Origin of the sequence: Tannerella sp. (genome assembly GCF_052170195.1) — a bacterium.
Lineage (GTDB): Bacteria > Bacteroidota > Bacteroidia > Bacteroidales > Tannerellaceae > Tannerella.
This window is the reverse complement of sequence record NZ_JBQNAZ010000039.1, coordinates 1-23,553: the sequence shown is the minus strand read 5'-3', so window position 1 is coordinate 23,553 and position 23,553 is coordinate 1. Positions and strand designations below refer to the sequence as shown.

The window sequence follows — 23,553 nt, the reverse complement described above, 5'->3', positions numbered from 1 at the left end:
TCATACGTATCTACATTTTTAGTTTGCAAATACAAAAATATACCAATAACCCCTATTTTTTATACCGTTGCAACAAAGTCATGGTTAATTGTCAATTGTTATTTTCCGGGTACACGGTGTACAGCGTTGATTTGCGCCATTTGCGAAATCTGCGTTCGGATAACCCGGCATAACAATTAACAATTAATTTGTCATTCAGAGCGAAGCGAAGAATCTCTTTCCTTTCCCCACGAGATTCCTCACTGTGTTCGGAATGACAAACGCGGTTATTCGCGTCCATTTGCGTTCGGATAGATTCGCATTCGGATTCCCCGACATAACACCAAAAAGGGGGCGAACACAGAGGTTCGCCCCTACGCTGCACACCGAATGCTGTTTGCTGATGGCTGAGCACTGATAATCAAATGCCCTGAAAGAGCGCATTAATTCAGCTCAATGCGAAGCGTTGAGAGAAAACGGCAAAACACTCCGGCTGAGGACTGTAAACATGACTTTCCATGTAACAAAAATTTTATCGGACGGAAATAATTCTCTTTATACCCTTTGAAAAGTCTTCTCTAATGAGAGAGGTATTCCATCTCAAAAGATTGTCTGCAAAAAAACAGCATGACGAGCTATCAGATTTTTCTTTTTATTCGCTGCGTAGTTAAAATTATTAGCTAACTTCGCAAAGTTTTAAAAAAGTTACATCAAACAACATCTAAACATCATGAGTAATCGATTTACAAGAAGACAATTTCTGAAAACGGCAGCTCTCGGAGTTGCCGGAATCACTGTTTTTCCTCAGTTTATCACATCATGCAAGAACAAACAAACAACTACCGATGAAGGAATCATCCGGATCGGATTCATCGGATTGGGTCAACAAGCCATGTACCTGTTGAATGGATATATGAGCATTCCCGATGTGCGGGTAGTTGCCGGTGCCGATGTATACGGGGTAAAAAGAGAGCGTTTCCTGAAAAGGGTGAAAGAACATTATGCCAATCAACAGGAGGAAGTGGCGGTGGAAGCATTCGAAAACTACAAAGATTTGCTGGCACGCGAGGATATCGACGCGGTAGTCATCGCTTCGCCCGATCACTGGCATGCCTTTATGGCCATCGACGCCTGCAAGGCCAAAAAGCATATCTATCTGGAGAAACCGCTCACATTTACGATTCATGAAGGAAAAATGCTGGTAAAAGCCGTCCGCGAAAACGGAGTGATTCTGGGTGTGGGCAGCCAGCAACGTTCCGACCCCAATTTCCAACATGCCGTGAAGATGGTTCAGGAAGGCAGGATCGGTAAAATAGAGCGGGTGAATGCCTATGTGGGCGCTCCTCCCAAGCCGTACGATTTGCCCGAACAGCCTGTTCCGGCCGACCTGAATTGGCCGTTGTGGCTGGGTCCGTCGGAATACGTACACTACAACGCGGAGCTTAACCCGCCCATCTCGCTCGATCCCGAGCAGAACGAACAGTTCTGGGGAGGTTGGCGCTGGTACAGCGAACTGGGTGGAGGATTTACCACCGACTGGGGCGCTCACATGTTCGATATTGCCCAATGGGGATTGGGTATGGACAAGAGCGGACCGGTTGAAATTATTCCGGCCGGATATGAAGACACGAAATTCCTGACCTACAAATACGCCAACGGTGTAATCATGACGGAAGAGCCTTTCAACGAGAAACAGACAAAAGGAGTGAAATTCTGGGGTGACAAAGGTTGGATTGAAGTGTCGAGAGAACATTTCCTTGCGTCGGACGACAGTCTGTTGCCGCCTAAAACGGAAGAGAGCGAAGGGGCTTACGAAACAAAGATTCCGCACCTTGCTAATTTCATCGAAGCCGTAAAAACGAAAACCGATCCGGTAGTCCCCGTGGAGATCGGCCATCGCTCATGTACGGTCTGCACGCTCGGGAATATCGCCTACGAAATGAAGCGTCCGATTCAATGGGATCCGGAAGCCGAAAAGTTTGTAAACGATCCGGAAGCCGAAGCCAACCGGCTGTTCAACAAAACGTATTCGGAAGGTTATACGCTTTAACGCATAGAGAGGTCGTCGCGAACAGGCGTTACCGGCTGAGAAGAAGAACAATGCCGGATAATTTCAAGGCAGTGTGTCATAACGGGCAAACTGCTTCGTTGCTTGCGGAATATGAGCTCAGTCACATACCTTAGTATGCTCTTTCGAACTCATCCTTAGCGCCTTGCATTTCACCCATGCTTACACACCAAAAGAGGGTATGCCCAAACATTGCATTTTGGCACACCCTCTTTTTTTCATTGATTGATGCTTTCTTTGTCGTCGTCTTCGCGGTACTACTTATGGCCGACAGTATGCTTTGCCTTACGCCGGAAGAGACGCACGATATATTTTACTCCCAGCACCACGCCACTCAATGATACGAACACGCCGCCGAGCAGCAGCGTCCACATCACCGTTGTCCACAGTACGGGATGCTCCGTGAGGAACTTGAAGCGCAGCGCATGCAGAGCGGAATACATCCAGAAACGTGTCCGACGGCGCGTATTGTATTCGCGCAAACGACCATCGGACGGAGTGATGTAGTAACAACTCCGATCTTCATTCTCAACGCTGACTTTCCAGACGGGCAGCTCCAGCCGACGCTTCCGATCAAGGTAGTACGTGTCGTACTCGTTAAGCTGTTCGGTGCGGATGACGGCGTCATCGCCGTGAATCCTGCGCACGGCCTCGGTGGCCTGCGCTTCCGTCAAGGCAAGTGGTTGGGCAGTCATAGCGTCGATGGTCAACCGTTCGGCTCCGGAGAGCACGATTTCGTACGTAGGTAAGCCGAAAAAGTGTGACCAGCGTATCTCGGTGACACGTCCGTCGTATTGACTGATCAAATCTTTGTAATCGAACGGATAAGCAGCAGGCGACGGAGCCACGGAGTCCATCGTTTCACGGACGGGATATTTTTGATGTTCCTTCACGAGCCATTCGGGCGGATCGGCGAGCGACATCATCCCGCTGAATGCCCACGTCAGCGCAAAGAGGCCGAAGACGATCCCCGTCACGTGATGCCAGTAATACCATTTCTTCTTATACGGGAACCATTTCTTTTTCCGCCGGCGCGACTTCACACTGACGTAAATGCCCACATAAAGACCGGCTATGACCATGATAGACCCGATGCCCGAAAGCCAAATAACCGTTTTGATCCACAACTCGCGGTCTTGCCTCAACAACGTAAAGTAAACCCAGTGAGGCACCGCTCCGACCCATGCCCAAAGGCGTTCGGAGCGCGTCGTATATTGCAACACCTCACCGCTGCGCGACGAGATGTACAGCTCGGTGCCGTCGTGATCAGCAAAATGAAACTTATAAATCGGGAACTCTTCCTTCAGCCGTCCGAAGGGTATCCACTGGTCTAAAGCATGCAGCGAATCGATCCGGCTGACGGGAGCGCTGCACCAGAGCGCCGCCACGCGAGCGATATATGCTCCGTCGATGACAGGCAGTTGCTCGGCGCTGTCGGCCGGCAGACGAAACGTTTCTTTGCCGCTGCGAATCTCGTAAACGGCCTGTCCGAGGTAACGGCTGACCGACAGTTCGTCGATCGTACAAGTGTCGGGCAAGCGTCGCACTAGTTCATCGACTGATGGAAGATCGGTACCGAGCGGCTCCAATTTGGCCGCTTTCTCGTCGCGATCGGCCGAAGGAAATCCGTGATATATCATCACGATGCCCGACACGAACCACATGAGAAACAAGACGCTGAGCAACGTGCCCAGCACCCGGTGAATGGTAAACATGATACGTGAAAACATGGTGTTTGAATTATGATATGAATGAAACAAAAGAAGGAGAAGCGGCAGCGCCAGAAACTCCCGACACCGCCCCCTCTCCTCAGAGTAAAGAATAAATTATGCGTTTTACTTTTTTCATTTAAAACGAATACGAGGCCGAAAGTAAGAAGTTACGCGGCATACTCGGCACAAACTGGTTACCGAGCGATTGATTGAAATAATCCTGATCGAACAGGTTGTTCACATTCAACGCCAAACGGACGTTATTCTTCATCCGGTACGAAAGACCTGCATTAGCCAACCAATAAGCATCGAACGATGTCGTATTGTCGGCATTACGGAAGACCTTATCCTGATAGGTCACGTCGAAGTTTGCTCCCCAACCTTTCAACATCCTGTCGGCTACTTCATAGTCACCATAGACATAGAACGTATGTTTGGGAATGCGGGCATATTGTTTTCCTTTCAGACGGTAGCTTTCGAGGTAGGGATTGTCGGCGACCTCTCGCACACGCGCATCGGTATAACCGTATCCGGCTGTGAGCGACATTCCGGCGATCGGCTTGTACGTCAACTCGACATCAAATCCTTTCGAGTCCATACGGCCTACCTGTCCCAATATCGCTTTCCCCAACGTATCGCCTTTGACGATATCGCCTTTGTTACCCAGCGTATATTGGATATTGTTTTTGTTGATATAGAACAGGCTGACATTCGCTTCGAGTTTCTCGGCCAGTGTGTAACGTGCGCCTGCTTCGATCTGGAAGCCCTGCTCGGGATCGAATACTTTACCGTTTTTCGTAGGGAAGAATTCTTTACCGTGACGGTCGAAATAGCGTACATCGTCGCGATAGAAGCTGACAATCGGTTTGAAGTACGAACCGATCGAAGCATAGAGCGAAAGCTGCTCGACAGGCAGATAAACGGCACCGATACGATACGTAAGTGCCCCGGTCTTCACGCGATCAAAGAGCGTATCGGCCGGCATCTCGTAGCTGCGTTGCCCGTTGATGGTCGGCACACCGGCTGCGCGCTTGTAGCCGTACAAATCGTAACGTCCGGCCAATAGCACTTTCAGTTTGTCGCTGATTTCGACCAAGTCTTGCAGGTAGAACCCGTGCATTTGAGTACGTTGAACGGATGCTTTACCGAAGTTGGTTTCCATCCAACCGATACTGTGCGGGTTACGCACGGTGCCTCGTCCGGTCAGACCGGGTCCGTAGACATTCTTTCCCAAGTCGTAACCGCTGTATGTATCACGAATCAGAGCAATCAACGAATATCCTGCCAGATAATTGTGTTTGATGTTTCCGGTCGAAAACTTACCGTTCAGCTCCAACTGATTGTTGTACGTCTGTGCCATGTGCGAAAAGCGCAACGGAAAATCATAATGAAGCGAATCGAGCGAAATATATACTTTCGTCTTTCCTTTCATATAATAGTGGGGATAGATCGGCTTATCGCTCGTCAGATAGGCCAGGTCTTCGGTACCGAAATAGTCGATATCGTCGTTCGTGTACGAGAACTTATTCATCAGTTTGGCGGCATCGCTAAACGTATGTTTCCACATGAGCGACGCGTTGAAATTACGGTTATACATAAAATCCGATTCGCTGTTATAACGCGCCTTTCGGTCTAACCCCGGCAGCATATCCCCTTTGCTGAGGTACTTCGAGTTATCGGCCGTGTTATAAATATCGGCGGCCATCACATCGGGCAGACCGATTTCGGTCGGATAATAATCGCGGTGAGCAGCGATACGGATATCGAGCTCATCGGCCTGGGTCAGCTTGCCTCCCAAGACTACATAGCCCGACAAGCGCCTCATGGCATTATCGCGCCAGCCTTCCTGCGTCTGATAATTGAAATTCGCGAAGTAATTGAGCGGCCCTGCGAGTTTGCCTCCGAAACCGAGCGTCGTTTCCAGATTATAATAACTGCCGTAAGCGATGCGTGCATCGACTTTTTGCTTTTCAGAAGGCGCCTTACGGACGATGTTTAGTACACCGCCCACGGCTGACTGTCCGTAAAGCACCGATGCGGGACCTTTGAGCAGTTCGATGCTCTCGATCGACGAGAGATCCATGAACGGATACGAGTTGTTGATTGACGAACGTTCATCACGTACCCCGTCGACCATCACGATAGAGTGGTCGAAACCGCGGATTGAGATTTGTTGAAACGCTCCGTAGGAGGTTTGTACACGTACGCCGGGCAAGAAACGCACAGCGTCCTGAATATTGCGGATGCCTCGGTTTTCGAGCACCTTCGACGGCAAACTGTTGGTCGATACCGGCAGAAATGACGTCGGCACGTCGAGTTTCATCACGGAAACTTTCTTTTGCTGCGCCCCCGTTATCGAAATTTCGTCGAGATGAAAGGTGGTGTCCTGAAAGTTCGTGTAACCTTTCTGATCCTGTGCCTGCACGGTACATAAAACACCGAAAAGCACAGCACATAACGTAATACTTTTGGTTCTCATAAAAAACTAATACTATTAAAATAACTGTTTTACTTTATTTTGCATAGCATAGCTTCGGCGTGTGGCGGTCGAATGGTGAAGAACACAAAGTGTGGTCCGGCATACGCTGCGGACGCATTTTCCCCCTCATTCGCTTTTCCACCCGAAAGCTATCTGATGTTATATATTTGTACGGCAGGTCTTCTGACTTGTTCCCGAAAACGAACCTTCCCGGCTTGATGAGATGCCAGTGGTATCCTTCGTTTTCGTTGATAATGGAACTTACAGCTGCGGGGACAGTTCCGGATTTACACCGGATTCCCTTTTAAGCAATTACTTGCACCGATACAAACGGTTTACAGGTACCCTATTCGTCGTGCCGGTATTCGTACCCGGGCGTCGCATAGACCTTTTTTCTTTCTACAATGTCCGTCATCTTATGATGCAGACTGAAACGGATATGGTCGATAAAAACGGCACGGATACCTTCATATTCTCCCAATCCCTTCAATATCGTTTCTACCTGAAACCCTTTTGTTTCAAGTTGTTCCTTTATCTCGCCGGCAATATCATTCTTGGCATGGTCGCCGGCCACGAACATGAGCGGACATAATACCATACGTTCGGCTCCGCTCTTCCTGATCCGTGCTTCGGTATCAGAAAGCATCGGGTAGCCTTCGAGTGTCACGACGAAATGATGCTCGTGTCCTTCGACATTCATCACATCGCCCAGCATGGCATACTGTGCCGTGGCCGGTATATACGTTCCATGTCCGACCCATACGACAGCACGGCCTTCAGAAGGCACAGTGCCGAGCGTTGCGGCTACCGCCCGGTAATCTTCGGGCGTATACAGCAACGGCGTCCCCACGCGGATATCCTTAAAATCGCCCGATATGCCGGCTACCTCACGGCGCAGGGCTTCCATCTCCACGCCTTCGATCAGCGTCGTAGGCTGTACGATCACGTGCGTGTAACCGTGTCTTTTCAACCAGTCGAGCTCTTCGAGCGGCGTCTTTTTCGCAATGTCTCTTTTGGCGAGACGTTGAATCACCGTGCGCGACGTATACGCTTCACGCACCTTAAAATCGGGAAACGTTTCCTGCACCTGTGCCGTCAAACGGTCGATCGTCAGGGCGCGTGTATCGTCGTGCGTCGTACCAAAATAAACCATTACGATCGCCGCCTTGTCGTTTGCCGACATCGTTTTCAGCATGTCCGAGTGAACGAAGTTTCGTCCTTCGTGTGCCTTACATATACTCATTACCATAAGCATCCCCATCCATAAATATGTTTTCATCATCTTTCTTATTTTATAAGTGAAAAATTAAAAGTTAAAAACGAAAAGTGAAAAGCTAAAAATCAAAGGTTCCCCTTAACCATTAACCATTGACAATTAACCATTATCTCCTCTTCATCTTCCGCCGAAGATATTTTATACCCAACCAGATACCGGACAACGACACATACGCTCCGCCAAGGCACAGCGTCCAGATGGCGATGGTCCACAAGACCGGACGTTCCACTAACCAATGAATATTCAGATAATGCAATCCGCTGAACACCCATTTTTTGGCTTTGCGGGCACGGTTCAGATAACGAAACTCGCCCGTAGCCGGATCGACATAATAGACGCTACGATCCGCATTATCGACCTCCACTTTATATACAGGCAAGGGCAACCGACCGCTTCGCAAGAGGTAATACTCTTCGTATGCGTTGATAAGCGAAACCGTGAGTTCCGCCTCTTCACCATGGATATGACGTACGGCCTGCGTAATCTGCTTATCCGTCAGGCTCAGCTCTTTCACGTCTGTACCCGAGGCGTCGATGCTGACCGTAAGGTCGGCCGTTTGCACCTCATAGACGGGCACATCGCGGAAATGCGACCATTCGACCGTTTTCAGCCCGGGATAAGCTTCCGCGAGAAGGCGGTAATCGAGCGTATAACGTTCGACCGGAAGCGGACGCCCCCGAAACTTCGTGTCGCTGACGCGATAGTCGCCATGCGTCTTGATGACCCACTGCGGAATACGCTGCAAAGCCATCGCGCCGCTGAAGGCGAACGTAACGAGAAAGACGCCGAAAATCAGTCCGCTGATATGATGCCACTTATACCAGTGTTTCTTATACGGACTGCCGAATTTGCCGCGCGACTTGTAGCGCTTATATAAAATGTATATGCCGGCATACAACCCCGACAGGGCGGCAATCAGCGCAATAATCCCGCCGATGGTGAGCGACCAGACCCATGCGTCGGTATGTTGGCGAAGCACAGGCAGGTAGAACTTATGCGGAATGGCTCCGATATACGCCCAGAACCGCTGACGGGCGGTGGTGAACTGCAACACTTCTCCCGTGCGGGAAGCGATATACAGCTCATGCTTTTCGACATCGTCGTAATAAAATTTGCAGATCGGCATCTCGCTCAGGTAACGCGAATACATGATCCAGATGTCACGTTTATGCAACGTATCGACACGCACAGGATCGGCATCGACCCACCTCCGTGCTACGGCATCGATCGTCTCGCGCGTAACCGGCATGACCGTCTGCAACGTATCGGCGCAACGCACATAGGCGCTGTCTGCCGTCTCGATGGTCAAGAGCGTCTGCCCCTGAAACTGACGCACACCGACAGCCTCAATGTTTGAGACCGGCTCCGGCAGACGCGCCAACACGGCCTCCACATCAGGCAATGAAGAAGGCAACGGCTCCATCCGTTCGCGCAACTGTTGATCGGTCACATTCGGGAACGGGTGATAAATCAGTACCAGCCCCGACACGAACCACATAAAAAAGAATACGCAGACAATCGTTCCGAATATCCGGTGAACGGAAAAGAAAAACGCCCTTACCTTCTTCATTTCAATACTGTTTCTATTTATCTTTCAATGCCACGATACGACCGAACAGATAGCCTTTGGCAATCGTCAGACCTTTCGTTACCTCTCCCGTTTTGATATCGTAGATATAAACACAAGGCAGCTCATTTTCGGGATTTACCCCGATATATGCCTTGTCACCCAGCACAATGGAACGCTGTGAGAACGTACCGCTGCTGTAAGGCAGCACTTTACCATCGTGTTTGATCTCTTCCACTTTCTCGGTCTTCAAGTCGAGGACGGCATAGTAGCAGTTATAGTCATCTCCCCAGCCTTTCGCTTTCGTATATTCCGGATCCTGAATGTAAAGCAACGCTTTTTCATTCCCCAGATAATCGACCGTTACGATTTTGCCTTTCGGATAATTATACCCTTTGTAGCTCTTGTCGAAGTCGGTCTCACCTTTCTTAATACGTAACAATGAGCCATATTGTTGGGTGTTGCTCGTTGCCCCTTTCAGTACGCTGTTGCAGGCCAAGTAGTAGTCGCCTTCGGGCGTAAAGAAACTCTTGCTCTGCAAAAGTTCGCCGTAAGCCGTTCCGGCCATAAACTCGGCGCGGTCTTCCATCACGGTCTTCTCTACCGACATATCGGCCGGGTTAATAAAAGCCATGTAAAAACGTACCTTATCGTTGTTATCCAGATACGAATACAAGATTTTCCCGTCGCTCTTTCTGAAGCTGGCAATACCCGATGTGCTGAATTTACCCGGTTTACCGGCTTTGCCCGGCAATTTCGGCAACTTCAGTTCGCCTTCGGCAATAATGTTCATCTGATCCGTATTCACCTTGATCCAGATCACTTTATCGGCCTTTCCGTTAGCAGCCATCAACACCAGCGTATGGTCATCGATCCACGCATGCGTATAACGGCGATCTTTCAGCGTATTCTTCTGAAACGGAAACTCTTTGATAACTCTGACTTCATTTCCTACAATCTGATATTTTCCAAAACGATCATTTTTTTTGGGAACCTGATAGTAATAAGCACCTTTAATGATCGACTCCTGAAACAATTTAGCCGTTACGTCGGCTCCGGTATTCACAAAATTAATCTGTTCTTTCGCGTCGAGCGATTTCGTATTTTGCACCAATAAAGTCCCTGCAGACCCCATACCGGCATTCTCGCCGATCGATACCCAAATATCGAAATGCGATTCCAACAGCGGATCGATGATCTTCGGATCGGGTTTGTCATCTTCACACGCCGTAAAAGCTACGCCAGCCAATGCGGCCAGCAGCATCCATACATAAAATCGAATAGTTTTCATTGTCCTTGTTAATATAATTAATTAATAAATATTCTGAATTTGCAAAAGAACGACCGGCCGGGCTTCTGCAGCTTAAAATTATCGTAAGCCAAACGATCGAACAGGTTGTTACAGGTAACAGACACATTGTATTTGTCGTTATCGAACGATAGCGAAAGTGATACGTTGTGCTGATATTGCGAGGGAATACGCGACTTGCTCGCAAGGCTGCCGTATCCTTCCCACGTCAGGAAAAACCAATGCACATACTCGAAGTTATAACCTGCACGCAGAATACTCTTTTTCAGCAGAAAGTCGCGCTTCTTCACGTTCACCTCCACGTTACCGAACAGCCACGGCCGATTCGGCACACGGTTTTTGTATGTAATCATCTCCTTGCCGTCGGGGTAATAGCGCGTCATGCTGCGGGCGTCTTCATAACTGCCATTGGCAATCACCTGCAACCAGTCATCGTACGTATATCTTACTTCGCTCTCAATGCCTTTAATGGCTACGCTGGCCACATTGCCGTACTGGCTCAGCCCTTCGGCCTCGGAGATCACGGCGCGGATATAGTCTTTCACATTGCGGAAAAAGCCGTTCACTTCGTAAAACAGCTGATGACCGGGCGCAGGGTTCAGCGTACCGAACAGTCCGAGGTTGTAATTGTCGCTGCTTTCGGGCTTCAGCTGCAGGTTGGCATAGACGGTCGTGCCGTTGCCGAGCAACTCGCGTGCCAGCGGCAGACGCATGCTGTGTTCGTACGAAGCCTTGAGCGACAATCCTTCGCTGAAACCATAGCGCGTAGCCAGTCCGTAGCCGGTATAGTTTTTCGTCGAAGCGCCCTGCTTCTCGCGCGAGCCGGTAATCCACGGCAAATCCTGCTGGGTGACATTCAAATAATTCGTATAATTCTTCACAAAGAACGAGTTCTGCCAACGATCGTTCACGAGACGCTGATTATACGAAAGCCCCAGAATATGCTTCGTAAAGATATCGTTCGACGGATCAAAGTCGGTATCGATCTCGTCGTATCGTTCGTTGCCCGTGCGGTTCATCAAATAGTTTAGGTTAAGACCGTGACGCGTGTCGATGCGGTAATCGAACCCGGTGCGCACAGTCGTCAGCGGCCGTTTGTTATGCCGACGTGTACGGTCGCGTCCCGTAATCTCGTTGCGCGACGATTCGATGTAAGCGCCGTCCCAGTTGTATTTGCGGAATGCCGTGTCGGTCGTCAGCGCATGGTCCCACGTATGCGATATGGAAAGGTTGGCTTTGAGGCCGGGCAGCAGAAAATCGTTCTTCATATACCGCGCCGAGATGTTCCATGCTTCAGATTCGCGCTCGGCCTTACCGTACACGATGCTTTGAATCGAACCGGTCTGCAACTGCTTGTGTACGGACGAGAACGATCCCGAAAGGAAAAATTCATCAGCCCACCGGCGATGCGTAACACCGGCTTCAAGCTGTGTCAGTACCGAAAAATAATCGTCATGGAAACGCTTGCGGTCGAACGGCCGGAAGCGTCGCTCGGCCTCGTCCCACAGCTCGACGCCTTTCATCAGATAATCGTTCTTTGAATAATTGATCCCGGCCACGGGACGGATCACGATGCCGCTCTTCGGCATCACATACTGCCCGAACAAATCGGCCTTATGTGTATGAAACGACCCGATGCCGTACGACACGTCAAGGTAGTTTTTCCGCTCCTTTCGGGTGATGACGTTAATGGCGCCTCCCAAGGCATCGCCCCCCAAATGTGAAGGCACCACTCCTTTGTAGATCTCTACCCGGTCGATGATATTGACCGGCAAGTTGGCCAGCGATATGCCGCGCCCTTTCGCGCTCATCGGCACTCCGTCGATAAAGTAACGCACGGAGTTACCCGAGAGCCCGTTGACCGACAATTCGAAATCGGACCCTACCCCACCCTCTTCGCGCACTTTGACACCCGTGCTACGGTTCACCAGCGTATTCAGATTGTGGATCGTATTGGTAAGCGGCTTCACATCAAGGGCATTGGCGGCATATACTCCTTCCCTCACCTGTTGGGTCTGTGTCTTGCCGTAGACCTCTACGGCTTTCAAGACCACGGTGTTTTCTTCGAGCGTAAAATCCTGCTTCGTGTTTTTTCGGAGGTTCAGTTCCTTCCTTTCGGTTTTATATCCGACCGAAGATACGGCAACGATATGCTTCCCGGCCGACAGCTCCAAGGTATAATGTCCCTTGTCGTCGGTGAATGCCCCCAGCGAAGTATGTTCAATCGCAACAGTTGCCATCGATACGGGATGTCCTGTCGCATCGGTAACGGTTCCGGATAACACATACTTATTCTGCGCCACCGTTTTCGCACCAAACAAACATAAACATAATGCAAACGACAGGATCAACCTCATCATAAAATTGATAAACAATAACCTAAACGTACCTGCATAGCCGGCATGGCTGCTTGCAGGCTTCTCACCCCTATAGTCGAAACTAAAAAATCATTCGATTCCAATCACGTAGTTCTTGCCCCCGAGAACATATTCGTCTTTTATGCTTGGCAGGTTTCCTGACTACACCCCGAAAAGCGACCTTCCCGTCAATGACGACAGTGGTGTAAGTTTGCTTTTCCTCTTCACGGGTTACACAGTAGCGGGCACTGTTCCGGACTCCGACCGGATTCCCTTTTATGCGAACGGCAGAATGACCGACGCATCACCAAAACGGCTGCAAAATTAAGTATTATTTCTATCTTTGCGTACTTTTCATTCGATATTTTTAAACGATGAAGTCACAACTACTGATCGGTGCAACCAGTTCGGGATGCGGAAAGACTACGTTTACCGCCGGACTGCTTCGCTTGATAAAACGACGAGGGATGAGCGTTCAGCCGTTCAAATGCGGCCCCGACTATATTGATCCCCATTATCATAAGTTGGCGGCGGGCTGTGAGTCCGTGAATCTCGACAGTTGGCTGTCGTCTCCCGTGCATATCCACTATCTCTATGACCGTTATGCAGCGCCGGCCGAAGTCTGTGTGACCGAAGGAGTCATGGGACTGTTCGACGGATACGCGAAGATGCGCGGGAGCAGCGCCGAGATAGCCCGACTGCTCAATATCCCCGTCGTACTGATTGTCAATGCCCGCTCCGTAGCCTACTCCGTAGCGCCTGTCATCTACGGATTCAAGCATTTCAACCCGGACGTGCGTATCGCCGGAGTCGTATTTAACCGCACGGCCTCAGCCACGCATGCCTCGTATCTGAAAGAAGCCTGTGCGGACGTAGGGATCGAATGTTTCGGTTGCCTGCCCAAGATCAACGATCTCGAAATACCGTCCCGTCATTTGGGACTTACGACAGATGCCTCGTTTCAGTTCGAACAACTGATCGAAAAAACCGCGGATGCCATCGCGGCGAATATCGATATCGATCGTCTGCTGCAAGTCTGCCGACAGGCAGTACTGCCCGGAGTTACCATCACTCCACCGGCACGACTGCCGGACAGAGGACTGTCGATCGCCGTAGCACGCGACGAAGCATTTACGTTTACCTATAAAGAAAACATCGCACGCCTCGAACAAACGGGCACAGTCACGTATTTCAGTCCGATCAAAGACCCGACACTGCCACCGGCCGATCTCGTTTATCTTCCCGGCGGATACCCCGAGTTCTACCTGAACGAACTGAGTGCCAACCGGTCGATGCTCGAAGCGATCCGTTCGCACGTTGAAAACGGAGGGAAGCTATTGGCCGAATGCGGCGGGATGATGTACCTGTGTCGCTCGGTCACGGGCATGGACGGTGTAAGCTACCCGTTAGCAGGTGTACTTCCGCAAGAGGCGACCCTGAGCGGCATGCGTCTGCATCTCGGCTATCGTCGCTTCGCGCTGAACGGAACGGAATGGAAAGGACACGAGTTTCATTATTCATCGATCGTCGGAGGAGACGCGACTCCCCTTTCGGCCGCTCAACAATATAATGTCAGGGACGAGATGGTCGATACGCCCGTTTACCGTTACAAGAACGTGATCGCCGGTTACACCCATTTATATTGGGGCGAAAACGATGTAATGAATTTGTGGGAAACATAACACGCCTGCCCTTAGCGCGTGCCGAGATAAAGAAAGAACATACCGAGCAGCACCAACAGCAGATCGACGGCTTTACTTCTGAGATTCTTCTCGTGGAGCAACAGGGCGCCGGCGGCGAAAGTGACGAGTACGCTGCTTCGCCGGATCATCGAAACGATCGAGATCATCGAGTCGGGAAAACTTAGCGCGTAGAAATAGATCCAGTCGGCCACCGCCAGAAACAGGGAAATCAGCAGAATGCCCCACCGCCATTCGAACGGCGTGGTGCGTTTGCGGTGCGGATACCAGAGAAACAGCAAGATGGGAGTCATCAGCGCGAACTGATATATATTAAACCAGACCTGAACCGTCATCACATCGAGCGACCGCATCAGGTACTTGTCGTACAAGCCGCTCATCGAACCGGCAACGACCGAAAGCACCGCATAAAGAATCCATTTGTTGTGCGTAAACCGTATGCCTTCCTTACGCCCCGACGACGACAACATATAAAAAGACAGGACGGCCAGCAGCACCCCGATCCATTGATAGAGGTTGAGCCTTTCGCCGAAAATGATCATTGCGCCAAGCAGTGTCAGTACGGGCTGTGTGGCCTTAACAGGACCGATGATGGTCAGCGGCAGATGCTTGACCGAGAAATATCCGGCCATCCACGAAGTAAGTACGATGACCGATTTCAGGAACACGAACCCGTGCGTTTGCCACGAGACACGAGGCACGTAAAACATCGTTCCGTCGAGCATATCCGATCCGTAAGAGACAAGCACGAAAGGCAAAAAAAGCAGGCTGGAAATCATCGTATTCAGAAACAGCACGGGGATCACGGCGTTCCGGCTGACAGCCATTTTCTTGCTTACATCATAACATCCCAACAGGAATGCCGAAAGAAATGCCCAAGCGACCCACATCATCAGCCAACCGTCATTTGGTGAATAAAAAGATCGTCCGGATAGTCGATACCCGTCAGAGCAAGTCCTTCGGGAGGTGCGGACGTACCGGCCCGACAGCGGTCTTTCGCTTCGATCAGCCGGCGAAAATCATCGACACTGCGCTTACCGCGCCCTACCTCGAACATCGTACCGACAATCGCGCGCACCATATTCCGCAAAAAACGATCGGCCTGAATCGTAAACACCCATCGCGCTCCGTCTCTCTCCCATCGGGCTTCGTCGATCCGGCAATTATTCGTCTTCACATCGGTATGCAACTTGCTGAAGCTCGTAAAATCCATATAGTCGTATAAGGTTTCGGCCGCCTCATTCATCGCCCCGAAGTCCATACCGCGCAACGACATGCGACAAACGGTTTCGTAATCAAAAGGATCTTTCTTTTCGGACACGATATACTGATATCGGCGCGACAGAGCGTCGAACCGCGCATGCGCGTCGGCACGTACCGGAACAATCCGCTCTATCGCGATATCTTGAGGGAGCATGCGGTTCAGCTTGCCCGCAAGCCGTTCCGTATCGTCCAAGGCCGTCGACACATCGAAATGCGCCGCCATACGACGCGCATGCACGCCGGCATCGGTACGTCCGGCGCCCGTCAGCGGCACAGGATGGCGAAGCACCGTTTCCAAGACCTCCTCCACGCACTGCTGCACGCTCAACCCGTTCGGCTGACGTTGCCAACCGCAATAATTCGTTCCCTTATATGCCAACCAGATAAAATACCGATTCATACGTCTGCTGTCTTCCGTAACAGGCGGCAAAGGTACGAAAACCCTTTCCGTCTGCCAGCATAAAAGCAACTATAATCACATCAGTGAAACACTCTGTGCCAACTTGCCGGCTTCCGTTACAATATCCGCCCTGTCTTTATTTCACGATACCCCCTGTTTTTTTCGTTTTGAGCAGGTCACATCCCGAAATACTGTTTTTTTCGTATTTTTGTGTCACAATAAATCGAAAACATATTACAATCATCCCATGCGACATCATTCAAAAAAAACTATATGAAACAGATAGCATACTTATTTATCGGCTTTATAGCCGGCATTTCGACAGTCTGCACAGCCAAAGACGGAATGGTTGCAACACCTCAGACACCGCAGAAAAACTCGCTGACAAGAGACACCATCCATCTGGACGAAGTGATTGTAACCGGTTCGCGGGTTCCCATGTCGCGCGATATGATGCCTATTCCGGTCAGTGTCGTAGAACGTCAGGACCTTGAACAAAGCGGCGAGACGACCCTTCTCCCGACGCTTATGCAACAGGTGCCGGGACTGTTCGTCACATCGCGGGGTATGTCAGGCTACGGCGTATCGCCCGGTGCGGCGGGTGCCATCAGCTTGCGCGGTTTCTCCGGAAGCGCGGGACGAGTGCTGATACTCATCGATGGTCATCCGCAATACGCCTCGATTTTCGGGCACCCGATTGCCGATGCTTACATTGCCTCGGATGCTGAACGCGTCGAGGTCTCACACGGTCCGGCATCGGTACTATACGGGTCGAATGCGATGGGTGGCGCCATCAACATCATCACGCGCAAAACAACCGGCGAAGGGAATCACCTGCGGGCACGGCTCTCGGGCGGATCGTACGGTACGCAGCGCTACATGCTCAACAACAGCTACCGGAAAGGACGCTTCGAAGGGGTCGTCGGCGGAAATTACGAACGATCGGACGGACACCGGAAGAATTCCTTCTACGAGTCGTTGAGCGGTTTTGCCAAAGCAGGCTATACCCTAAACGACGAATGGCAACTGACGGCCAACGTGAACCTCGTCCGCTTCAAGGCCGAAAATCCGGGAACGGTCAGCCGTCCCATGCTTGACGGAACGGTCGACATCGTGCGCGGGACGTCCGGTTTCTCGCTCGAAAACCAATACGCAAAGACACAAGGCGCCATTAATTTCTATTATAACTGGGGAAATCATACGATCAACGACGGTTATTTCGAAGGCGGAACGCCACAACCTTACCTCTTCCATTCGACCGATTACATGGGGGGAGTCAACCTCTATCAGGCCGTCCATCCATTCGAAGGAAACACGGTGACCGGAGGATTTGACGTCAAGCTCTACGGCGGAAACGCCTACCGCAACCCCAAAACGGAAATCTATGCCGATCATAAAAAGCTGTACGAGCTTGCAGGTTATGTCTTTATTCAGCAGCAAATCCGTCGTTTGATGCTGCATGCGGGGCTTCGCCTCGAACACCATAAACTCTACGGCAACGAATGGGTACCGCAAGCAGGTGTCTCATTCAGAGCCGCCCCGCAAACGCACTTGAAACTCTCCGTTTCAAAAGGGTTTCGGTCACCGAACATCCGCGAATTGTACATGTACGTACCGGCCAATGAAAAGCTGCTGCCCGAACGTAGCCTGAGCTATGATTTTACGGTATCGCAACGGCTTTTGGACAATCGTCTGTCGATGGAAATGAGTCTCTTTTGGACAAAGGGCGACAATATCGTGCAGGTAGTCCGTGTGGAGGGACGGCCGCAAAACCAAAACGCCGGCGAGTTCATCCACAAAGGTATCGAATTCGGGTTTCATTGGCATATCCTGCACAATCTCCGCCTGAACGGGAATTACAGCTACCTGCACATGGACAAACCTATTACCGGAGCGCCACGCAACAAACTGTACACGGCCCTGACATACGCTCCCGGACGATTCACGTTCAACGCCGGAGTGCAGACGATCGAAAAACTTTACCTCTCGACCGGCGAAAAGGCGCAGACAAGCGACTATACGCTCGTCGACGCACGTGCGGCCTACCGTCCGCTGAAATGGGCGGAAGTGTTCGTAAAAGGAGACAACCTCCTCTCACGAAGCTACGAAACAATGCCCGGGTTCCCCATGCCCGGCGTCACATGGATGGCAGGTGTCATACTCGACTTGTAAAGAACGGAATATACGTTAAATCAATGTGGAAGGGTATGTCAGGACATGGTGTCTGGGCATACCCTTTTACGTATGTGTAAAAACAGGTGAAATCTGAAGACACTTAATAAGCACGTATTAGATGACCTAATAAGCACGTATTAGGACACCTAATAAACACGTATTAGGATACCTAATAAACACGTATTAGACGACCCGATAAATAAGACCCCGTAGATAGACCGGAATTTCATCTTTATCCACACAATGTCTACGTGCTTCTGAACCTCTTATCCGTCTCATCTGTTATAAACTGTGTATAGCGCAGCCTCTTTTCGGTCCGATATGGGAGTATGGAAAAGAATGCATAAGATAAAAATTGTTTATTTTGAACAATAATTCTATTCGATGCAACGTTTTTATATAAAGTTGCATCATGCAAGTAAAAGCATAAAAAAATGAAGGCATTGTTATTATCTTTTTTCGCTGTGATTTTGTGTTACGCTCTGTTTTTCGACAGAGAAGAGCCGCTTACTCCCGTGGATGAGATGAACTATACGATCCCTTCGGAAGCCCACGAACATATCCACCTGTCGGATTCTACCGTATATTATGCGAAATGTATCAATCCTCACTTTGAATAGATAAGCAATTGTTCTTTTTTATATCATAGTGATTTGATATATAGATTTAAGCTCTTATCTAAAGAGTATATTTCGGCAAACAACGTTTTAAGAAACGATCCATTTTGCAGAAGATATGAACAGTACGTAGTGGCTTTGAACAACTAATTGTTTTCAGATATCTCTATTTCTATAATAGACCAGCAAAACACAAACAAAAAACATAATCAGCCTATTACAAACCAGACAGCAAAGTCTTTTTCTTGAATATCTTCGATATTTAGATAGCCCTATGTTACACAACATACAAAAATAAACATCTTCAATTACAAAATACCGAAAATACATCTATCTTTGTCTTAAATTTCCAAAAACACAAATAAGAATGGACGAATATTCGGACATATAGGCACTAATCATCATCATGTTTTACCATGGTACTCGAACTCCTTAAAGAAACATATTCATCGATCAAACAACACAAATCACGTTCTATCTTAACGGGAAGTGGTATTACATGGGGCATCTTTATTCTTATCATTCTTTTAGGTATTGGCAACGGCTTTCGACATGGAATGCTGAACATGTTCAAAGATTATGCATCGAACAGCATGTGGATAACGGGATACTACGTAAAAGAATCTAAAATCGGAGGAAAGCCGATCGATTCTAAAATAAGATTCAACGACGAAGTACTTCACAAATTAAAGTCAAGAATCCCGGAAATCACCTTTATTTCACCCGAGATCTCTATGGGATACAGCCTACCCGTATCATATAAAAACAACACGGGAGCATACGGCATAAAAGGAATAGGAACTGATTATATGCGAATTAAGACTCTTGATATTGATATGGGACGTAATCTGAATATGAAAGATTATATCGAAAAAAGAAGAAATATAATTATTGGAGAACAAATTAAGAACAGCTTATTCGGAGAAGAATATCCTATAGGGAAAGAGATTGACATCGCAGGTGTTTTTTTTAAGGTTGTCGGCGTTTTAGAAGGAGGTACATTATACGGCATGCTGGAACAAAACTCAATCTATACGCCGGACATTGTCTTATACCATACGTTCAATGTGGAAAGGGAATATGATACCTTCGGTTTATTACTCGATAGCGAAACGTTAACCAACGAATACGAAAAGAAAATACGTTCATTCTTGGCAGAAGAATTAAGATTTAATGAAAATGATACAAGGGCTTTATATATCCAGAATGTGCAATTGCAAGTAGGCGCTTTTAATGTTTTGTTTGATGGAGTGAATATTTTTCTATGGTTTATTGGCGGATGTATTCTGTTATGTGGCGCCATTGGAGTGACCAACATCATGATGTTAGCGACCAAAGAAAGAACGCGAGAGTTCGGAATAAGAAAAGCCATAGGAGCAACTCCACGCACAATCATCCAATTGGTCATTAGTGAAGCCGTCATCATCACGACCTTTTTTGGGCTGATCGGCATTCTCTTGGGATATGTAGGTATTGAAACATATAACTGGTTTACATCTTCATTCGGAGAAAATGAAAACCGAATCTTTGAAGCAGCATTTATAAATAGCAATGTCATATTGGTCGCTCTGACTTTACTGATTATATGCGGTATTGTCTCGGGTATCTTCCCTGCCAAAAAAGCAGCGTCTGTTCGACCGATAGAGGCACTTAATCAAGAAGTATGAAAATAAATAAATGGTATATTATCATCGGTTTATTATTTACAATGTGCGTGATCGCATTTATTGTAGTAGATAAATTCTCGAAAGATAAAACGGACTCGTCAAATACGATACAGCCAACGATTCAAACGATTGTTGTAAGCAAGTATATTTCCGGCAACTTATATCCTATCAAAGAGATCGATGTTAAGTCCTCTATCTCAGGTGCATTAGAAGAGTATTATGTAAAGATTGGAGACAATGTGAAAATCGGTGATAATATCGCGAAAATCAAGATGATCCCCGAAGCAGCACAAATAGATAATGCTCGTAAGAATGCCAAAACAGCCTATCTTCAGTATAAAAATCATGAAGAGAATTACAGAGCAGACAGCATATTATTTTCAAAAACGGTGATTTCCAAATATGATTTTGAAACAAGTCGTACCAATTATTTCTTGAGTAAAGAAAACTATATTTCTGCCCAAAACCAATTGGCGCTGATAGAGGGTAACTTGTCTTATAAGAGCAATATATCAAACATCGTTAAGGCAACATCCGCCGGAACCATTACCGATATTCCCTTGGAAGAAGGAACGTCTGTCATGGAAAGGAGCAATTACAATGAAGGTACATCTATTGCACAGATTGCCCGGTTAGACTCTTTTCTTTTTAAAGGGAAAGTAGTAGAAAACGACGTCTTAGTACTCCGACATGGCATGGAAATAATCATCACCCCTACCTCTTCGGACACCCTGAAAATAATCGCTAAGATCCGAAAAATTTCGACCCGAGGAAAACTGGATCAAGGCATTATGAAGTATGACATTGAAGCCGTTTTCAAGTCACCCGAGCAGACTACCCTATATTCCGGTTTCAACGCAACAGCTGAAATTATCATACACAAACGTGATAGCGTGCTCTCGATACCGGAAAAATGTATCACCTTCCAACACGATTCTGCTTTCGTTGAAGTTTTGCAATTGAATAAATTTATACGCCGACATATTCACACAGGAATCTCTGATGGAATTCATATTGAAGTGATTGAAGGCATAGATAAAAAGGATATTATAAAAAAATAACAGGAAGGATGACACCGTAATAAATGCATTTCTTGCTAATGTGAATACCCAAAGTATTATGATGATAAAAAGAATGAACGTCTTACAAAAACTTTAAAGAGAACTAACTATGAAATCAAAAATGATTGACTTTTACACTAAAATTGCGGAAACCAATAAGTTTCCTTCCGCTTTGTTTTTTTGTCTGATTCTGCTGATGGTATTCAATGTAATACTGAGCCTGCCCATCACCCAAAGAATCTCCGAAATCATGTTTTCTTCGATGAATGTTCCCGAAGAACAGATGAATATGATGATGGGTATAATGCAAAAGATGAAATATGTATCCATTGTTTCCGCCCTATTCACAGGGGCTGTTTATATCTTTGTGGTTTCGCTGATTTTGTATTTGCTGTGCAAGCTGTTTCGCACAAAAATTACATACTGGGGAGCCATGACAGTATTTCTTGTTGGTGCTCTATTTCATACTCTGAACGATATTATCAATACGGGAATAACTTTATTCAAAGGTTTGGAACAAATAAGCAGCCCGTACGACGTCTATCATACAGGCTTAAATGTCCTGACATCAGTAGAGCAAATAGGGGTTGCCGGATATATACTGCTCAGTAATATAACTGTTTTGGGAGTACTCTTTGTTATTATAATAGCCATAGGGCTTAAATTTGTATGCAACATATCCAAATTCAAAGCTTCAATCATTGCAATTATACTCTGGCTACTTTTAGCTTCCTTTACAGTAGCGTCGGTCAGTCTTTCATCCATGGCAAGTAATTTGCCAAGATAGGCATCATCAGATAAATGAATCCGGATTTCTTTTCCCGAAACAGACTGTAAAATCCCCATTAACAAAACAACACAGAGATGTTAGGAGCAATCATAGGAGATATCGTCGGGTCACGTTTCGAGTTCAATAACACGAACCAAACAAACTTTAAGCTGTTCACGCCGGACTGCAACTTTACCGATGACACGATTTGTACGATCGCTGTAGCCGATGCCTTGCTGAACGGTTCGGATTTCGGAGATACCATACACCGATGGTGTAGGAAATACCCCTACCCGACGGGAGGCTACGGCGGTTCGTTCGCACGCTGGGTACATTCCGACATCCCGAAGCCGTACAACAGCTTCGGGAACGGTTCTGCCATGCGCGTTTCTCCCTGCGGATGGCTTTCAACACGGCAAGAAGTACTGAGCCATGCGAGACAATCAGCCGAATGCACCCACAATCATCCGGAAGGTATCAAAGGAGCGATGTGTATTGCCGATTGCATCTACCATGCCCACGTCGGGGCTGATAAATCCGAGATGGTAGCATTAGTCACGAAAGAATATACCTATCCGCTTGACATGACGTGTCATGAGATCAGGAGCATCAACACATTCAACGAGACTTGCCAAGTAACCGTCCCGCAAGCGATTGTCTGCTTTGTCGAAAGTACAGATTTTGAAAACTCCATACGGTTGGCCGTTTCTATCGGCGGAGACAGCGATACGATCGCAGCCATAACCGGAAGCATAGCCGAGGCATACTACGGTATACCCGAAAATATCGAACAGAAGGCGTTAAGTCTGCTAACGCCCGAAATGAAAGAAGTGATAACCCAATTCAAACAAAAATACAAAAAGAGTATCACGCGTTAAACAGCTGAAAACTTTAAAATAAAACACAAGCGAGACACTTTACTGTCGCAGAAAATATCTATCTCATAATGGCAGATTGCGTCTTTGTAAGATACGCCTGACCTATTTACCGGACGAAAAAAACGAATCCGAAAAAGTCCCTGCATCCGGTACGCGCTGAAGCAGGGCTGACGCATTAAAAGGACTTTCTGTATATTTTTGTAGTCGTTAAATAAATAAGTTGTTAGTTATGTATGATTCTTTATTTGAAAGCCTCTGCATGGTTCCGGACCCACG

General features: G+C 48.1%; 16 protein-coding genes and 2 riboswitches. Of the genes, 8 read left to right on the top strand and 8 right to left on the bottom strand.

Annotated features, from left to right (window positions below):
• Positions 1-709 precede the first annotated feature (709 nt).
• Positions 710-2,029: a Gfo/Idh/MocA family protein gene (locus ACTTKA_RS09835; RefSeq protein ID WP_442713462.1), complete on the top strand. Its 1,320-nt coding sequence runs from the start codon at positions 710-712 to the stop codon at positions 2,027-2,029.
• Between the two features lie 275 nt (positions 2,030-2,304).
• Here ACTTKA_RS09835 and ACTTKA_RS09830 read toward each other — a convergent pair whose 3' ends face one another.
• From ACTTKA_RS09830 to ACTTKA_RS09805, 6 genes are all read right to left on the bottom strand, one after another.
• Positions 2,305-3,777, bottom strand: a complete 1,473-nt coding sequence (locus tag ACTTKA_RS09830) for a PepSY domain-containing protein (RefSeq protein WP_442724897.1) — start codon at positions 3,775-3,777, stop codon at positions 2,305-2,307.
• Positions 3,778-3,895: 118 nt separating this feature from the next.
• The gene (locus ACTTKA_RS09825; protein ID WP_442724896.1) at positions 3,896-6,238 is read right to left on the bottom strand and encodes a TonB-dependent receptor; all 2,343 of its coding nucleotides are present in this window, start codon (positions 6,236-6,238) and stop codon (positions 3,896-3,898) included.
• A gap of 156 nt (positions 6,239-6,394) precedes the next feature.
• Positions 6,395-6,580, bottom strand: a riboswitch (cobalamin riboswitch).
• 4 nt (positions 6,581-6,584) lie between these two features.
• Positions 6,585-7,520: a sirohydrochlorin cobaltochelatase gene (locus ACTTKA_RS09820; RefSeq protein WP_442724895.1), complete on the bottom strand. Its 936-nt coding sequence runs from the start codon at positions 7,518-7,520 to the stop codon at positions 6,585-6,587.
• 100 nt (positions 7,521-7,620) lie between these two features.
• Positions 7,621-9,084: a PepSY domain-containing protein gene (locus ACTTKA_RS09815; RefSeq protein ID WP_442724894.1), complete on the bottom strand. Its 1,464-nt coding sequence runs from the start codon at positions 9,082-9,084 to the stop codon at positions 7,621-7,623.
• Positions 9,085-9,097: 13 nt separating this feature from the next.
• The gene (locus tag ACTTKA_RS09810; protein WP_442724893.1) at positions 9,098-10,372 is read right to left on the bottom strand and encodes a hypothetical protein; all 1,275 of its coding nucleotides are present in this window, start codon (positions 10,370-10,372) and stop codon (positions 9,098-9,100) included.
• 17 nt (positions 10,373-10,389) lie between these two features.
• Positions 10,390-12,750, bottom strand: a complete 2,361-nt coding sequence (locus ACTTKA_RS09805) for a TonB-dependent receptor domain-containing protein (RefSeq protein WP_442724892.1) — start codon at positions 12,748-12,750, stop codon at positions 10,390-10,392.
• Between the two features lie 128 nt (positions 12,751-12,878).
• A riboswitch (cobalamin riboswitch) is annotated at positions 12,879-13,074 on the bottom strand.
• A 47-nt stretch (positions 13,075-13,121) separates the two neighbouring features.
• On the opposite strand from ACTTKA_RS09805, the gene ACTTKA_RS09800 reads away from it, so the two are divergent.
• Positions 13,122-14,429 (top strand): cobyrinate a,c-diamide synthase, encoded by a 1,308-nt coding sequence (locus ACTTKA_RS09800; protein WP_442724891.1) that lies wholly within the window; start codon positions 13,122-13,124, stop codon positions 14,427-14,429.
• Between the two features lie 11 nt (positions 14,430-14,440).
• On the opposite strand, the gene ACTTKA_RS09795 is transcribed toward ACTTKA_RS09800, so the two are convergent.
• Together ACTTKA_RS09795 and truA are read right to left on the bottom strand one after the other, a co-directional pair.
• A complete protein-coding gene (locus ACTTKA_RS09795) occupies positions 14,441-15,337 on the bottom strand; it encodes an EamA family transporter (RefSeq protein WP_442724898.1) in 897 nt (298 codons plus the stop codon).
• Between the two features lie 2 nt (positions 15,338-15,339).
• Positions 15,340-16,110: a tRNA pseudouridine(38-40) synthase TruA gene (gene truA, locus ACTTKA_RS09790; protein ID WP_442724890.1), complete on the bottom strand. Its 771-nt coding sequence runs from the start codon at positions 16,108-16,110 to the stop codon at positions 15,340-15,342.
• Between the two features lie 273 nt (positions 16,111-16,383).
• On the opposite strand from truA, the gene ACTTKA_RS09785 reads away from it, so the two are divergent.
• From ACTTKA_RS09785 to ACTTKA_RS09760, 6 genes are all read left to right on the top strand, one after another.
• Positions 16,384-18,282: a TonB-dependent receptor gene (locus ACTTKA_RS09785; protein ID WP_442724889.1), complete on the top strand. Its 1,899-nt coding sequence runs from the start codon at positions 16,384-16,386 to the stop codon at positions 18,280-18,282.
• A 437-nt stretch (positions 18,283-18,719) separates the two neighbouring features.
• Positions 18,720-18,905 carry a hypothetical protein gene (locus ACTTKA_RS09780; protein ID WP_442713472.1) on the top strand — a complete coding sequence of 62 codons (186 nt, stop codon included), beginning with the start codon at positions 18,720-18,722 and terminating at the stop codon, positions 18,903-18,905.
• Positions 18,906-19,318: 413 nt separating this feature from the next.
• Entirely contained in the window at positions 19,319-20,569 is a 1,251-nt protein-coding gene (locus tag ACTTKA_RS09775; RefSeq protein ID WP_442713473.1) for an ABC transporter permease, read from the top strand.
• Positions 20,566-21,630 carry an efflux RND transporter periplasmic adaptor subunit gene (locus ACTTKA_RS09770; protein ID WP_442724888.1) on the top strand — a complete coding sequence of 355 codons (1,065 nt, stop codon included), beginning with the start codon at positions 20,566-20,568 and terminating at the stop codon, positions 21,628-21,630. Before ACTTKA_RS09775 ends, ACTTKA_RS09770 begins: the two co-directional genes overlap by 4 nt.
• Before the next feature lie 109 nt (positions 21,631-21,739).
• On the top strand, positions 21,740-22,417 hold the full coding sequence (locus ACTTKA_RS09765; RefSeq protein WP_442724887.1) for a YIP1 family protein: 678 nt from the start codon (positions 21,740-21,742) through the stop codon (positions 22,415-22,417).
• 77 nt (positions 22,418-22,494) lie between these two features.
• Positions 22,495-23,277, top strand: coding sequence for an ADP-ribosylglycohydrolase family protein (locus ACTTKA_RS09760; RefSeq protein WP_442724886.1), 783 nt, complete (start codon positions 22,495-22,497; stop codon positions 23,275-23,277).
• Positions 23,278-23,553: the final 276 nt, after the last annotated feature.